Genomic DNA, 17,221 nt, shown 5'->3' on the forward strand with positions numbered 1-17,221 from the left:
CCATAATACCATGAAAAAGCCTACTAACATAAAGACCATAGTTGTTCCTGTATTACTTCTAGTAAGTTCGTATTTATTTGCTCAAAATTATGAGCCATTCACTCCTCGATTTAATGAAGATTTAAAAGGAGATATTGTATTAATTGGTAATAATATTCTTGGCCCAGATAATAATGCATTTAATGATAATACAGTTTTTAATCATAATGTTAATATGCGTTATATAGACATTGATGGAGACCCTACAACTTATAGTTCTTCAAGTGCAGATTTAGATATACCAAATTCTGGTTGTTATCAAATTATATATGCGGGTTTATATTGGAGTGCTGTAACTAACGGACCAGAGTCTATTACCGATGTAAAATTTAGAGGACCAACTGGTGGATATAATGATGTTTCTGGTACAATTATATATGAGGCAAACGGTGTTTCAGTTGATGGTGGTAATAGTTTTTCTTACGCTTGTTTTGCAGATGTAACAGATATTGTAAGAAATTTAGGAACAGATCTAGGAACTTATACTGTGGCAAATGTTTCTAGTGCAGAAGGTGAGACGGCTACTTTTACACCTTTCAATGGTACAGGTTACTCAGCTGGTTGGTCACTTTTTGTGGTCTATGAAGATCCTGTTTTGCCAGGTAAATCGATTACTAGCTTTGATGGATTTAGCGCTATAAGCGTTGCTGGTGGCAATCCACAATTAGATATTCCTGTTTCAGGATTTAGAACAATTCCGGCACCAGCGCCAGTAAGAGCTAATTTTGCTTTTGCTACAATTGAAGGTGATAATCCTATTCCTGGTGATGGTCTATCATTAAATGGTGTTAGTCTATCTACAGTAGATAGACCTGTTGATAATTTTTTCAATAGTTCTGTAACTCAATTAAATGCAACACCAGTTAATAATAGAATGCCCAATAGTACCAATACATTAGGCTTTGATACTGGAGTTATGGCAGTACCTAACCCTAATAATAGTGTTATAGCTAATGATGCAACTTCAGCAACCATAAGTTTAGAGACTAGTGGTGATACCTATTTTCAATACTTTTTTGCTCTTGCAGTAGATATTATTGAACCTAATATAGTTTTAACTAAGGTTGTAGAAGACCCTATGGGTAATGACATAGGAGGCCAATTGGTTAATCTTGGAGACGAATTAAACTATGTTATTGGTTTTCAAAATACAGGAAATGACGATGCTACCAATTTAATAATTAGAGACATATTACCTATCAATATAGAATTTAATTACCCAGAAGATATTGTGTCTTTACCAGCAGGAGTTACGGTTCAGAGTTACGACGTTGTCACTAGAGAATTGATTTTTAGCGTTGATAATTCGGTAGTTGAAGAAAATGATCCTGTTTTAGAAATTATATTTAAAGTACAAGTAGTTTCCAGTTGTAGTTTATTAACCGACGCATGTTCTAATATAATAAGTAATCAGGCATTTTCAATATATAATGGAACGTTAAATCCAGCTTTTACAATTTCAGATGATCCTAGTTTTTCTAGTAATACAGGATGTTTATTTACACCTGGAGCAACAAACTTTTTAGCAGATTTAAATTGTACATTTAATGAAGATGTAATTTTATGTGGAGCAAGTACAACATTAACTGCAGGTGATGGTTATGATTCTTATTCATGGTCTACAAACCCATCAGGAACACCAGTTATAGGAACAAGCCAAACTATTACTGTAACCGAAACAGGCATTTATTACGTTCAAAATACTGCAATAGCTCCATGTCAATCTACTAGTCAACAATTTAATGTTATTACTTTTGGAGCCAATGTAACTAATCCTGTTCTTGCATATGCAGACCAAATAGTAACATGCCCAGATGACGGTAAATTATTGCCTAATATTTTCTTATGTGGTGCCAATGATTTAAGATTTATCCAAACCGGAATAACAGATACCACATCTATAATATGGGAACGATTAGATGAAACAAGTTGTGCAGCCGTAGTAAACCCCGATTGTGCTAATGAAGATTCTTCTTGTGTTTGGAACGAAGTTGCAAATGGACCTGATTATTTGGTAGACACTGCAGGTCAATATCGATTGACTTTAAACTATTCAGGTGGTTGTTTTAATCAGTTCTTTTTTAATGTATATGAAAACCTATTAGTACCAAATGTTAATGCACAAGATATTATTTGTACAACTCCAGGTCAAATAACAGTTGGTGGAGTTCCAAGTGGTTATGAATTTAGTATTGATGGGACTAATTACCAACCAAGCAATGTGTTTTCGGTAGCAGTAGCTGGTATATATACCGTTTATATAAGACAAATAGGAGTAACTCCAAACCCATGTATTTTTACAGTGCCAGATGTTCAAATTAGAGATCGTGATTTTACAGTTTCTACTATTATAGAACAACCACTATGTTATGGTGAGTTAGGAAATGTTACCATTGCAGCCAATGATGTAGATCCGCAATATTCGTTTTCTATATCTAATGGAGGAACTTTAGTTAATAGCGTTGGGCCAATTCAAGAAAGTGACTATACATTTAATAACCTTAATCCAGGAATATATACTGTTAACGTTTCTACAGAAAACGGATGTGTATATAGTGGAGATATTGAAATTATTGAGCCACCATTATTAACAGTAACAGCTGCTTTAACAACACCTTTAACATGTACGGATGGTGAAATAACAATATACCCTGAAGGAGGAACACCTCCTTATTTTTATTTTATAAATAGTACAACAGATTTTCAAACCACTCCGATTGTTCCAGTAACTTCTCCTGGAGTTTATGACATTACTGTAATAGATTCTAACAATTGTTCTGCCATGACTTCTATTACGGTAGAAGTTATTCCAGAGCCAGATTTTACCATTTCGCAAACTAACATTTTATGTTCAGGTTCTGATAATGGAAGTATTAATATAGATGTTATTAATGCAAATGGAAATAGTATAATGTATAGTATTGATAACGGAGTCACATATGTAAATTCATCAGTCTTTACAGAATTACCAGCAGGAAACTATGAAGTAATTATTCAATATTCTGTAAATACACAGGTTTGTATTACAGAGCCACAAACAATAATAATCACCGAAACATCTCCAATTGTAGGCGGAGTATCTCTTTCAGCTCCATATACATGTAATAGTACTGGTACACTTACGGTAACCGGAGTTTCAGGCGGTATTGCACCTTATACTTACAGCTTAGATGGTGTAAATTACCAAACGTCAAACAATTTTACAGGACTTACTTCAGGCACATATACAGTTACTATTCAAGATAGTAACAACTGTTTTTCTGCACTGTCACCAATAACTATTGATAATTTAGATCCACCAACCGATTTAGAATTTAATCATACACCTTTATCATGTCCTACAAATACATCTTCTATAACAATAGATTCAGTAACAGGAGGAGTTACTCCTCTTGAATATCAAATTATAGCGCCAGCAGCTTCAGTAACAGCTTACCAATCTTCAAATGTATTTACAGGATTGTCACCTAATACATATACAATTCAGGTGAGAGATTCTAATAATTGTGTGTATAGCGAATCATACACAATTCCACCATTACCAGAATTAGGAATTAGTACTAATATAGCCAAAGGTTTAGATTGCTCAATAAATCCTGAAGGAATAATAACTGGTATCATATTAAATGGAACAGCTCCATTTACTTATGCAGTTTCATTTAACGGAGGAGCTTATACAAATTTAGGAACGGTGACTAGTCCTTTTGCGTACAATGCTACAAGTGCAGGGGCATATCAATTTGAAATTACGGATGCAAATGGTTGTATTGTAGAATCTAGCATAAACACTATTAATGCTATAAATCCTGTAACAGCATCGATAAATACTATAAACCCTACATGTAATGGTGACTCTAATGGATCAATAGATATTTCTGCATCAACTGGACAAGCTCCTTTTTTATATAGTATAGATGGTGGTGCGACATTTGTAACGACTTCTGTTTTTGGAGGATTATCTGCTGGGAGCTATAGCTATGTTGTAAGAGATGATTTAGGTTGTGAAGCTTTAGGTACAATAAATTTAGTAGATCCATTACCAATAGATGTATCTATTGTTAGAAACCCTATTCAGTGTAATTCAAACATTCCAGGAAGTATAGATGTAACTATTAATTCTGGTGGTGTAGCCCCATTTACATATAGATTATTTGATAATACATCAACCCAAGTTGATTCCAATGTTAATACTACATCTTTAACTCATAGTTTTACAGGTTTATCATTTGGTGATTATACAGTTACTATAGTAGATAGTAACGGGTGTGAATTTAGAAGTAATACACTTAGAATAGAAACACCTCCAAATATTAATTTAACAGGAAATGCATCTACAGGTTCATGCGCAACAGGAGCTACTGTAGATATAGAAGTCATTACAGGTGTAGCACCATATACATATTCTATTTTTGGACAACCAGCAACAACTTTTGGTCCAACATCATCTACAACCCATTCATTTACAGGGTTAAATCATGGAGTTACTTATCAATTTCAAGTTGTAGATGCAGGAGGTTGTTTTTCAATTATAGAAGTTACTACGCCTGTATTATCTCCAATAAATGTTAGTGCTTTAACAGCTTCAAATGTTAGTTGTAATGGAGCAGATGATGGAACATTAGATTTTACAATTTCTAATTATGATTCATCTGTAACTTCAATCTATTATGAAATTCAAGACGCGTTAACAAATACTCCAATTATTCCTGCAATTAATGGGACTATTAATGGTTTAACAGGCGCTCCAACAAATGCTACCATTACAGGTTTGTCGGCAGGAAATTACACACTATTTGTTAGAGAAGCTGATGGTACACTATGTACAACAGCACAATCTTTTCAAATTACAGAACCGATTCAACCTTTAATAGCCAGTGTAACATCAATAACTAATGCGACATGTAACATTGATGCACAATTAACCATAACGGCATCTGGAGGAACAGCACCATATATGTATGCAGTAGGCGCGCCAGGATTTATTCCAATAACGGGCGATTTTAATTCTAATAATGTTGTAGAATTAGATTATAATATTCAAACAATTTGGGATATAGTAATACGGGATGCAAATGGTTGTGAATTTAGATTAAATGAAACAATAGATATTGATCTAGAACCTGTTATTCAAGCTATGGTCAATAACGAATGCTCAGCAGTTGAAGGTAATTTTGAAATAGATGTTACCTTAACCTCTCCAGGAATTCCACCTTATACATATAGCATTGATGGTGGAGCCTTTCAAACGCAATCGGCACCATTTACAATTACAAATGTGTTCTCTGGGAATCATACTATAGAAGTAAGTGACGCTAATGGTTGCGGAAACATAATAAACGTAAGTATTACAGCACCAATAGATTTAATTCCTAGTATTACAAATTTGCCTAGTTGTAATAATAATGATGGCGAGATTACTATAAATGGAGTAGGCGGTAGTGGTAATTATACATATTCCATTAGCCCTAACCTTAGCTCAATAAACCTAATAGGCAATATTTTTTCAGGTGTGCCTTCAGGAACTTATACTGTGACGATTACTGATGCAACAACAACATGTTTTAATACCGTTGAGGTTTTAATACCAGAAGCCATACCAGCAATATTTACCACTAATATTACTGATGTAGCATGCTTTGGAGATACTACTGGTGCTTTTGATATTAATGTAAGTGGTTATACAGGTGCTTATACTTATGAAGTATTTGATGATTTGGGTAATTCAGTATTAGGACCAATAGCAACTAACACGTCAACGAATCCAGAAACAGTTTCAGGATTACCAGCAGGAATGTTTACTATAATTATTAACGAGACTGAAAGTCCATTTTGTACTTCAACAGGTAATGTAATCATTTCTTCACCAGCTGAAGTAGTTTCAGTAATTGCAACTAAGACATCTAACGTTACGTGTAATAATGACAGTGGTACTATAGTTGCTTCTGCATCAGGTGGAACTGGTAATTACGAATATGAATTAACAGGCCCAATTTCAGTAGCATATTCTTCAAATTCAACATTTGAAAATCTATCTTCAGGTACATATACTGTTAGTGTTAGAGACGCTAATGGTTGTGTAAATTCAGATACTATTATATTATCTGTACCACCACCGATAGATGGAACAGTTACACCAAGTACAACATTATTATCTTGTTTTGGTGATACTAATGCGGAGATTACAATTACGAATGTTACAGGTGGTCAGGGTTTAAATTATTTATACACATTAAATACCTTATCTCCTACAGTAACCTCTTCGGGACCACAAACTTATCCAACATTTAATGGTTTAGGTGCTGGTACTTATACAATAGATATTACTGATGGCTTAGATTGTACATATACTTCAGTTGAAGTTACTATTACAGAGCCATTACCAGTTGTAGCGTCATTAGTAAAAGAAACAAGCCAAACATGTTTTACGGAATCTACATTAACATTAACAGCTTCCGGAGGAACAGGTTCTTATACATATAGTAGTGATGAAACATTTACAACAGTACTTGGGACATTTGCTAATTCTGTAACGTTTTCTGTTCCAGCAGGGACATATCAATATTATGTTAGAGATGCTAATGGTTGTGATGCATTGGTGTCTAATGAAATTATTATTGATCCATTACCAAGCCTAGAGGTTAATATAGATGCTACTAATGCTGAAATTAATTGTGTAGGTGATAATACAGGTGTTATTATAGCTAATGCTCAAGGCGGTTTAGGGAATTACACTTATACTTTACAGGATAGTTCTGGTAACGATATTGTCGGAGCAATACAAAATAGCCCAGGAGTCTTTACAGAACTTCCTGTAGGTAATTATCAGGTATACGTTACCAGTGGAGATTGTGATGCGATTTCTGTGCCTGAATCTATTACAGAGCCTAATGCACCACTTGTTGTAAACTTTACAATAACAGAAATTACATGCTCTGGAAATAATGATGGAATGTTAACTATAAATGCATCTGGTGGTACAGGTATTATCAAATATGCCATTTCACCACAATTAAATCAATTTTTTGACGAACCTATTTTTGAAAATTTAGCTTCAGGAGATTATCAATTTATTGCTCAAGACGAATTGGGTTGTTTTCAATTATTTGATTTTACTATTGAAGAACCAGTACCTGTTTCGCTTTCAATTGTACCTAATTCTATCTTTCCAGAAGTATGTTCTGGTGAAGTAAACGGAGAGTTCAGTATAGAGATTTCTGGCGGAAACTTGCCATATAGTGTTAGTTTAGATGATATAAATGGTAATTATATTACAGGGACAGCTACACAAACTCAATTTGATTTTATAAATCTTGAAGGTGGAGATCATGTGGTTTATGTAAGAGATAGTCAAGGATGCGAGTCTGAATGGAATATTACATTCCCAGAATCCGTATTGCTCAGTCCAGAATTGACTATAGAATATACCTGTGAAAACAATATAACGAGAAATACAGTAACAGTTACAATAGATGGCAGTAATGCCAATACTTCAGATATTGACTATTCTTTAAATAACGGACCATATCAACCTAGTAACGTTTTTGTTAATGTTACTCCTGGTATAGATCATTATATAGATGTCCGACATACAAACGGATGTATTCAGAGAACCGAAGTATTTGATATTACAGAATTTGAACCTGTAGAGCTTGTTTTGGGTGGCGAAAATTTAAATGAAATTGTAGCCATAGCTTCGGGTGGTTCGGGTATTTACGAGTTTACTTTAAACGGCGAATCACAAGGAAATACAAATACCTTCATAATTTTTGAATCAGGTAATTATACTGTAACCGTAACAGATAGCAATGGCTGTATGGCTAGTGCAACACGATTTTATGAATTTGTAGATATATGCATCCCAGATTATTTTACACCAAATGGAGATGGAGTATTAGATGGTTTTGGACCTGGATGTGCTGAGCAGTATAGAAATTTAACCTTCGATATTTTTGACCGCTATGGACGAAAAATAGCGACACTAAATGTGGATGAAAAATGGGATGGTAAATATAATGGGGTAGAATTACCTACTGGCGATTATTGGTACGTGATTAATTTGAATGATAATAGAGATGCTAGAAATTTTGTAGGACACTTTACACTTTATAGATAATAAATAATAAAATCACTAGACATGAAAAATTTATATATATATATAGTAGTATTGATAGCTGTTAAAGGCTATAGTCAAGAGTTAAATCTACCTGTATTTACACAATACTTAGCAGACAATAACTTTGTTATTTCTCCAACTTTTGCAGGTATTGGTGATAATCTTAAAATTAGAGCAAATGGATTAACACAATGGGTTGGTATCAAAGGAGCACCAGATAATCAATCTATATATACAGATATTAGAGTTGGTGATCGTTCTGGTTTGGGAGTCTCTGCATACAATGATAGAAACGGTAACACCATACAAACAGGAGCCAAATTTTCATTTGCTCATCATTTAATTTTAAATGAAAAAACAGAACAGTATTTATCATTAGGCTTATCGTTTAATGTCAACAATTTTAGAATTGATATTAACAATTTTAATACAACTATTGAGAACCCAACTATAGATCCATTTGTTACAGACGATAGACGAACAACGAACTCTAATTTTGATATAGGAGCTTTATACCGTTATCGTAATGTCTATGTTAGTCTTAACGCTAATAATATTATTGAGAAAAAAATTGATGAAGATGTTAGAGTATTTGAACCGAATCAACTTTTAAATTTTCAGTTGTATTCTGGATTTGTCTTTGGAAGTAATAAAAAATATGGTATTGAATACGAACCCTCTATATTTTATCAACTATTTGTAAGTGATAAACGTTCTAGTACGGATCTTAATTTTAAAGTAAGGAAGTATGGTAGAAATGACAACTATTTTTGGGGAGGAGTTTCTTACCGTTTTTTAAATGATCAATTGTTAAAGCCACTTAATGTAGGACCTATGGCAGGATTTAGTCAATCTATTTTTTATTTTGGATATGCTTATCAAGTCACTACAAACGACTTATCTGCGTTTAATTCTGGTACACACGTTATTACTGTTGGAGTAAACTTATTGCGTTCTATTAGTAATTGTGCTTGTACAAGAGGACAACGAAAGTATTGGCAGATGGGAAATTAATTTTTATTTTATATTTTAAATTAATCACTAGCAGTTCTAATAATCCTAATTTTTAAATTGAGGCTTCAGTTTTAGTATTTGCATCTATAAAAAAGAGCAATAACTTAATTTTATTGCTCTTCATTTATTAATATTCAATTTTTCAACTCGGATCAGGAGTCATACGTAAATAAGGTTTTACCTCAGTATGTCCTTTAGGAAATAATTCTGGTATTTCTTCATTTGTAACTGAAGGAACAATAACACAATCATCACCATTGTTCCAATTTGCAGGTGTTGCTAATTTATGATATGCTGTTAATTGTAAAGAATCGATAACACGGATAATTTCATCAAAATTACGTCCTGTAGATGCAGGATATGTAATAATAAGTTTCACCGTTTTATCTGGTGCAATTACAAAAACAGAACGTACAGTCAATTTACTATCTGCGTTTGGGTGAATCATGTCGTAAAGTTCAGATACGTTTCGATCTTCGTCTGCTATAATAGGAAAGTTAACCGTAGTTCCTTGTGTTTCGTTGATATCACTAATCCAACCGTGGTGCGAAGTGATACCGTCAACACTTAATGCTACAACTTTAGTATTACGTTTTTCAAATTCTGGTTTATATTTTGCTACAGTTCCTAATTCTGTTGTACATACAGGTGTGTAATCTGCTGGGTGAGAAAATAACACACACCAGCTATCACCTAGCCATTCGTGAAAATTAATAGTACCTTCTGTAGATTTTGCACTAAAATCTGGTGCAATATCTCCTAATCTAATTACTGCCATAATGATTATTTGTTTTATTTATTAATAACTTAATTCGGAGGTCTAATTTATTGATTATTAATAAATCATATAATACAAATATTGTTAATTAATTTATAAAGCTGATTTATTTTTTCAATATTATGTAACATTTTAAATCCATCGGCGTCACATAAGCATGGAATCAAATTATTATACCGCTAAGCGCGAAGACCGTCAGTTATTATTTATTACACATCTATGCCAATTGCTCACTTTTGCAACTGGATTTGGTGGACTTGTAGTACCCTTAATTTTATGGTTAATACAACGTGATAAAATTGTTGATATGAATGAACATGGCAAAGCAATTGTTAACTTTCAATTGAGTTTAATTGTGTTTTATATTGTTTGCATTCCATTAATTTTATTTTTTGGACTAGGAATTATTGGCTGGGTACTATTATGTATAGCCGGATTTATATACCCAATTATTAATGCTATTAGAGCTAGTAATGGGGAATACCCAAGATACCCTTTATCTCTTAATTTTGTTAGTTAGTTATTTTGTAAAGAGGTAAATAAAAACGCTCACCTTGGTCGGATGAGCGTTTTTTCTTTTATAGTATATTGTAATTATAAAGCTTCTCCTTTATCTACATCTTTTATAAATTTTATTAAACCTGGAAAGAAATGTTCTTGGTCATCGTATTGCGATAAATGACTACCATTTGGGCAATGCAAATAACGCCCGTTTTGTACTTCGGTAGAAATCCATTCCATATGCTTAGGATTCATAGTATCGTATTGTGCACCAATACTTAATGTTGGTACTTTAATTTCTTTTAAGCGATCCATAATATCCCAATTTTTTAAAGTAGCATCTCCTTTTATACCAAATTCACTAGGGCCTTGCATGGTGACGTATACATCTGGATTTACATGCTGAAACGTACGATTTACAGAATTTGGCCATTCACTAGGCTTCATTCTGAGGACATGTTTTGGATAATAATGCTCTGTGATTAAAGACAAATAACGTTCGTTTCCATAATCTTCTTTTGCTTCATACTCTAATATTTCTTTTAATACATCTGGTGGCAATTGAGGTGCTAAAACTTCATCAGAGTATTTTTGATATTCTGGTATAGACATTACCATATTAGAAATAATTAAACCTTTTAAATGATCTTGATATTTTAAAGCATATTGTGCTCCTAAAATACCTCCCCAAGATTGTCCAAATAAGTAAAAATTATCTTTATTCAACCCTAAAGCAACACGTACCTGTTCTACTTCTTCAACAAAACGATCTAAATCCCATAGTGATAAATCTTTTGGTTGATCGCTATAATAAGAGCCTAACTGATCGTAATAATAAAACTCAATACCTTCTTGCGGAAGATAGCCTTCAAAACTTTCATAGATCTCATGGGTAACTCCTGGTCCGCCATGTAGTAATAAAACTTTCATTTTAGGGTTATGACCAATACGTTTCGTCCACACTTTAAATTCACCTTTTGGTGTAGTTATAGGAATCATTTTAATACCTCCAGTAAACTGGTCATTATGAGACTCAGGATTATGGTATTCTTTCACAGATAAATCTGTAGTTGCCTTAACAACTTCTTCATTTTCTGTTTTACAAGAAATAAAAACTATAACTATGGCTAATAGGCTTAAATATTTTTTCATTTTGCGATTATTTACTTACTAAAGTACTAAAATTGAATTATAATTTGGACAATAAAAAAGCCCGATTAATCGGGCTTTAGGATATGTATATGTAATTATTATTAATTATTAAGCATTACAGGCATAACAAGCATTGTAACTTGTTCGCCTTCATCTAAACCATCAATAGGTGTTAAAATCCCAGCACGATTAGGTAAACTCATTTCTAACTGAACATCACTAGAATTTAAATTGTTTATCATTTCTGTTAAAAAACGAGAATTAAAACCAATCTGCATATCGTCTCCTTGGTAATCGCAACTTAAACGCTCTTCTGCTTTATTGCTGTAATCGATATCTTCTGCTGATATATTTAATTCAGCACCAGCAATCTTTAAACGTATTTGATGCGTGGTTTTGTTAGAGAAAATACTAACACGACGTACAGAATTTAAAAACTGTGTACGATCTATAACTAATTTATTAGGGTTTTCTTTAGGTATTACAGCTTCGTAATTAGGATATTTACCATCAATTAAACGACAAACCAGTTCAGAGTTTTCAAACGTAAATTTAGCATTAGAGTCATTATACTCTATAGTTACGTTATCATCACTTCCTGTTAAAATCCCTTTTAAAAGATTTAATGGCTTTTTGGGCATTATAAATTCTGCAACTTCACTAGCAGAAACATCAGCTCTAGTATACTTTACTAATTTATGAGCATCAGTAGCAACAAAGGTTAAATTCTCTTGAGAGAATTGAAAAAACACACCACTCATTACAGGTCTTAAATCATCATTACCAGCAGCAAAAATAGTTTTACTAATAGCTGTAGCTAAAATATCTCCCATTATGGTTGTTGTGCTTGGATCTTCTAAAGATACTGCCTTAGGGAACTCAGCACCATCTGCATATGCTAATGCATATTTACCGTGATTAGAACTAATTTCTACAGTATTGTTTTCTTCAACAACAAAGGTTAAGGGTTGCTCAGGAAACGTTTTTAAAGTATCTAATAATAAACGAGCAGGTAATGCAATACTTCCTTTAGAGTCACTTTCTACATTGATTTCTGAAGACATAGTTGTTTCTAAATCACTAGCAGAAACTGTAAGATTAGAATGATCTAATTCAAATAAAAAGTTATCTAAAATTGGCAATGTATTATTGCTATTTATAACTCCTCCTAAGACTTGCAATTGCTTAAGTAAGTATGTGCTTGATACTATAAACTTCATTTGTTGTTTTTTTATGAATTTTTAATGGTCAATACCAAAAACCATTAAATAGTTTTGTTGATTTTACGTTATGCTATTAATGATTTATTCTGAGTAACCATTAGTGTTACAAATATATCTTAATACATGGGTTTTATGAAACAAACTTATTAACAAAAAACAGATCTATTTTCTGAATAAGCACCAAGTTATTTTGAGTATTTTCTCTTTCTAAAATAATTAAAACCAAAACCAAAAACACCCAAGAGCACTAGTGGTAAAGCGATATTTAATAATTGCCAATTTAACTTGTTAGATTCAATTTTATCAGAATTTAAAAACGCAATTTCTATATTTTTGGATCGTATGTTTATAAGTCCGGTGTCATCTAAAAGGTAATTAACTGTATTGAGTAAAAACTCTTTATTACCATAAGTTCTACCTGTAAATTGATCAAATCCTAATTGAATCGGTCGGTTTCTGGACACTTCATTTTTTATAACATCCCCATCAGAAATGACAACCATTTTTGTAGCACTGCCAGCTTCCTTAAAATTATTAACTTTAAAAGGCAAGATTCTATTTTTATATACAGAATTGAAACGACCTTCTAATAGCACGGCTAAGTTTTGTGGTGCTTTATTATAGCTATCTTCATCGGGCTGTTGTGTTACACTAGCTAAAGATACGGTTTGCAATGCTCCTTCTAATTTAGAACGTCCAGAAGTTTGTAATAATACAGTTTTAGAAATATTATTTTTTAAGGTATCGATCTGACTGGCAAAATCAAATTTCACCAAATCAATATTGTTACTAATAGGGTTTTCTATATTGGCCGTAGCTAATGGCGAATATTGCCATTGTATAGGTTGAAATTGTGTGTTGTTACCTTCTCCAACAGCTAGAGTAATAGGAGCGGAGTATAGATCTTTTACTAAATTTTGATTGATACGAACTCCATATTGAAAAAAGAAATCATTTAGGTTTAAATCTCTAGCAATGGTAACAGAACTGCCTGAAGCATTATAGAGGCTATCTTTATCCATAACCATAGCTTCTGTGAGCCAAATACTCTTTCCACCATTCATGGTATATTGGTCGAGGACTAATTTTTCTTCTTCAGAGAAAGGTTTTGTCGGTTTTGCAGAAATTATAAGATCATATTTATTAAGGTCATTTAATGTCTTTTGAGGATTAGAAGCTACAGAATCTAACGTAAATGGTCCTATATTATAATAGGGTTGAATAGTAGTTAAGAAATCAGCTATATTAATGTCAGCTAATTGTCCATTTCCTTTTAATATGGCAATTTTTTTGCTTTTTTGTTTTGTTATTTTATTAAAGCCATCTGCAAAATGATATTCTAATTGTTGTATAGAATTTGCAATCTGTGTTTGTAAATCTGTTGTTAAACTCTTTTTAAATAAAGGAATCTTTTGCGTGTTTCCTTTATAACTGGCAAATGCCCAACCAAAAATAAGTTCTTGTGTTACTTTACCACTAGTTTTATTACTATTGATATACGGTTCTAAACCACTTTTTCTTAATTCTTGTATGTTACGTTCGCGAGTAGTTTCGTCTTCTAGTGGATTTATATAGTTAACTTTTACAAGCGAATTTAATACTTGGAATTCTTCAATAAGCTGTTTGGTTTCGGTTTGGAGTAACCTAAACTCAGAAGGTAATTCACCTTCTAGAAACACATCAATAATTAGTGGTGCTTCCACAGAATTTATAATGTCTTTTGTGGTTATAGAAAGCGTATAACGCTGATCTTTAGTTAAATCAAAACGTTTGTATATGGTATTGCTTATAAGATTTAAAATCACTAACCCTATAAGTGCAAATACAATGTGTTTTATATTAGTTTTGTTTTTCAGCATCAAATACAATAGCTTCTTTATATGTTCTTAATTCGGTAGTTTTATTGTTTTTAAATGTAATTTCTATAACATCTTTTTCGTCAGTAAATGCGCCAGGTTCTATGCCAAGACTATAATTCCAACGGTTAGTATCACCAATTTTATTCGTATCATCCCAAGTCAGCCATTCTGCCTTTCCAAGTAGTATTTCAACCTCGGCTTTAGTCATTCCAATTAAAGTGTCACTTTCTATAGCATTATCAATCATTTCATAGCGTAAAGCAGGTTTTTCTACCCAAGTTTTAGCATTAAAATATTTTTGATGATGATAATTACTAACAATGTTTATAAACGGATATGCTAGATAAAAATAAACTAAAGGTGTTAAGGCTAAACTAATGATAAAGGTTAACCATTTTCGTTTATCTACTGTTTTTAAAAATAAAAAGAGTAGTACAAAAACAACTAACATAAAAATAACAAGTAATGGAGTAATAATCATGCTACGTCTTTTTTATATTTAATTTAGTAAGTAGAAGAAAGAAAAATGCAATACTAATAAAATAGATAAGGTCTCTGGTATCTATAACACCACGACTCATGCTTTTAAAATGCGAAGCCATACCTAAAGATTCCAAATAAATAGTATCTCCAAAAAAGTTATAATTAGCCAAGCCATCAAATCCAAAATAGAAAAAGAAACATATAAAAACGGCAATTATAAATGCTACAATTTGGTTGTCTGATAATGTAGAAGTGAATATTCCAATAGCTGTATAAGCGCATATCAAAAATAACAAACCAAAATACGACCCAATAATGCTACCAATATCTAAGTTGCCTTCTGGGTTTCCTAATTTAGAAATAGTAAACACATATAGTAATGTAGGTATAACGGCAATAATTATAAGAATAAGAGCACCAAAATATTTACCCAATACAATTTGAAAATGCGAAATAGGTTTAGTAAGTAGCAGCTCTAAAGTGCCTTGTTTTTTTTCATCACTAAAGCTGCGCATTGTTACTGCAGGCACAAGAAAAATAAGAATCCAAGGAGTTAATAAAAAGAAAGAGGATAAATCGGCATAACCGTTATCTAAAATATTAAACTCTCCTTTAAACAACCATAGAAATAAGCCATTAAGAACTAAGAAAACAGCAATAACCAAATAGCCAATTGGTGATGCAAAAAACGTATTTATTTCTTTTTTTAGTATAGCTAGCATTTATCTAGTTCAGTATTTTAAATTTCTTATCACTTATCACTTATCACTTATCACTTGAGCGAAGCGACCTTGTCAACACTCCAAGCTTCAGGTTTTGCGTTAAATAAGGGCTTTGTCTTTGCCCAAACATTTTTAAAAACATCAGAATGTCTGTAATTATTTAAATCTGTTTCAGAGCGCCAATAACTATACGTAAAAAAAATATTTGTATTGTTTTGATCTCTGTATAATTCTAAAAATTGACAGCCTTCAAAATGTCTTATTTTTGTTTTATTGGCTTCAAAATTAGCTAAGAATTCTTCAGTTTTATCATCTCGAAAACTCATTTTTACAATTCTTACTAACATTTTTCAGTGTTTAAATTATAATTATCGTTGTCTTTTAGCATCGTTTAAACTTTATTGAAAGTTACGGTAACTGTATCCATAGCTCTTAACCCCATTAGAGTAGATGCACTACCAACAGTAGCGCAATTACTTTTATAAACGGCAATCTCTAAATAACCAGAAGCATTAAATACAACTAAACCTCGACCTTGGTCATTGCGTTTCTCTTCTGGTATTTCAAAATTTACAATTTCACTATACTTGGTATATATTTTTCTAAACTTATAATTGCGTGCAGAAATTTCGTAAGACCTTGTTTTCTGTATAGATTCAAAAAACTTCTGTTTAATATTAGTAATTACATTTCCGTAATTATCAATATAAATAACACTACCAATAATTTGGTTTTGCTCGTCATTAACAAACGGTATTAAATTCTTTATAGGTTTTATGGTGTTAATAACTTTTCCGATGACTTCTAATGTTCCACCTCGAGCAATGTGGCATGCTACTTTTACAAACACATCAAGTACAGGAAAACTACTTTCAATTTTATCGTGGATATTAATCTCTACAATTTTTTCAGGAGCAATCTCTTGGCAAATCATACTCATAATACCATTGTTAGCGCAGATAAAGTAATGCTCATCTAACTTAATGGCAATATGCTTATTTTCAAGGTTTAACTCAGAATCTATTCCTATTATATGTATAGTACCTTTAGGGAAACTACTGTATGCATTTAATATAATATATGCCGCTTCAGAAATATTAAAAGGAGATATTGAGTGCGAAATATCTACAATTCTAACATCAGAAAGCTCACTATATATAGATCCTTTTACGGCGCCAGCAAAGTGATCTTTCTCTCCAAAATCTGTGGTTAAAGTAATTATTGGCATTAGCGAATTGTTAATATTTTTTTAAAATTCGATATTATAAAATTGTTAGATTTGTTAAACACAAAACTAATAAAACTTAATAGATATATTCACTAAATCCTATGTAGCT

11 protein-coding genes are annotated in these 17,221 nt (G+C 32.2%); 3 read left to right on the plus strand and 8 right to left on the minus strand.

All coding sequences use genetic code 11. The annotated features are described in order from the left end of the window. The first annotated feature begins 10 nt into the window (after nucleotides 1-10). Together K8Z87_RS08180 and K8Z87_RS08185 are read left to right on the plus strand one after the other, a co-directional pair. Entirely contained in the window at nucleotides 11-8,152 is an 8,142-nt protein-coding gene (locus K8Z87_RS08180; RefSeq protein WP_227477012.1) for a T9SS type B sorting domain-containing protein, read from the plus strand. Nucleotides 8,153-8,173: 21 nt separating this feature from the next. Further along, on the plus strand, nucleotides 8,174-9,166 hold the full coding sequence (locus tag K8Z87_RS08185) for a PorP/SprF family type IX secretion system membrane protein (protein WP_227477013.1): 993 nt from the start codon (nucleotides 8,174-8,176) through the stop codon (nucleotides 9,164-9,166). 142 nt (nucleotides 9,167-9,308) lie between these two features. Here K8Z87_RS08185 and K8Z87_RS08190 read toward each other — a convergent pair whose 3' ends face one another. Continuing rightward, nucleotides 9,309-9,944: a peroxiredoxin gene (locus tag K8Z87_RS08190; protein ID WP_227477014.1), complete on the minus strand. Its 636-nt coding sequence runs from the start codon at nucleotides 9,942-9,944 to the stop codon at nucleotides 9,309-9,311. 157 nt (nucleotides 9,945-10,101) lie between these two features. On the opposite strand from K8Z87_RS08190, the gene K8Z87_RS08195 reads away from it, so the two are divergent. Continuing rightward, entirely contained in the window at nucleotides 10,102-10,464 is a 363-nt protein-coding gene (locus K8Z87_RS08195; RefSeq protein WP_227477015.1) for a DUF4870 domain-containing protein, read from the plus strand. A gap of 74 nt (nucleotides 10,465-10,538) precedes the next feature. Here K8Z87_RS08195 and K8Z87_RS08200 read toward each other — a convergent pair whose 3' ends face one another. The 7 genes from K8Z87_RS08200 to K8Z87_RS08230 form a co-directional block, all read right to left on the minus strand. Then, nucleotides 10,539-11,597: a proline iminopeptidase-family hydrolase gene (locus K8Z87_RS08200; protein ID WP_227477016.1), complete on the minus strand. Its 1,059-nt coding sequence runs from the start codon at nucleotides 11,595-11,597 to the stop codon at nucleotides 10,539-10,541. Between the two features lie 101 nt (nucleotides 11,598-11,698). Further along, on the minus strand, nucleotides 11,699-12,817 hold the full coding sequence (gene dnaN / locus K8Z87_RS08205; RefSeq protein WP_227477017.1) for a DNA polymerase III subunit beta: 1,119 nt from the start codon (nucleotides 12,815-12,817) through the stop codon (nucleotides 11,699-11,701). A gap of 188 nt (nucleotides 12,818-13,005) precedes the next feature. Further along, entirely contained in the window at nucleotides 13,006-14,679 is a 1,674-nt protein-coding gene (gldG, locus tag K8Z87_RS08210) for a gliding motility-associated ABC transporter substrate-binding protein GldG (RefSeq protein WP_227477018.1), read from the minus strand. After that, nucleotides 14,660-15,160: an outer membrane protein assembly factor BamE gene (locus tag K8Z87_RS08215; protein WP_227477019.1), complete on the minus strand. Its 501-nt coding sequence runs from the start codon at nucleotides 15,158-15,160 to the stop codon at nucleotides 14,660-14,662. Before K8Z87_RS08215 ends, gldG begins: the two co-directional genes overlap by 20 nt. Nucleotide 15,161: 1 nt before the next feature. Further along, a complete protein-coding gene (gene gldF / locus K8Z87_RS08220; protein WP_227477020.1) occupies nucleotides 15,162-15,884 on the minus strand; it encodes a gliding motility-associated ABC transporter permease subunit GldF in 723 nt (240 codons plus the stop codon). 50 nt (nucleotides 15,885-15,934) lie between these two features. Beyond that, nucleotides 15,935-16,231: a putative quinol monooxygenase gene (locus tag K8Z87_RS08225; RefSeq protein WP_227477021.1), complete on the minus strand. Its 297-nt coding sequence runs from the start codon at nucleotides 16,229-16,231 to the stop codon at nucleotides 15,935-15,937. 44 nt (nucleotides 16,232-16,275) lie between these two features. After that, the gene (locus K8Z87_RS08230) at nucleotides 16,276-17,112 is read right to left on the minus strand and encodes an SAM hydrolase/SAM-dependent halogenase family protein (protein ID WP_227477022.1); all 837 of its coding nucleotides are present in this window, start codon (nucleotides 17,110-17,112) and stop codon (nucleotides 16,276-16,278) included. Nucleotides 17,113-17,221 lie beyond the last annotated feature (109 nt).

Origin of the sequence: Winogradskyella immobilis, from assembly GCF_021887715.1 — a bacterium.
Lineage (GTDB): Bacteria > Bacteroidota > Bacteroidia > Flavobacteriales > Flavobacteriaceae > Winogradskyella > Winogradskyella immobilis.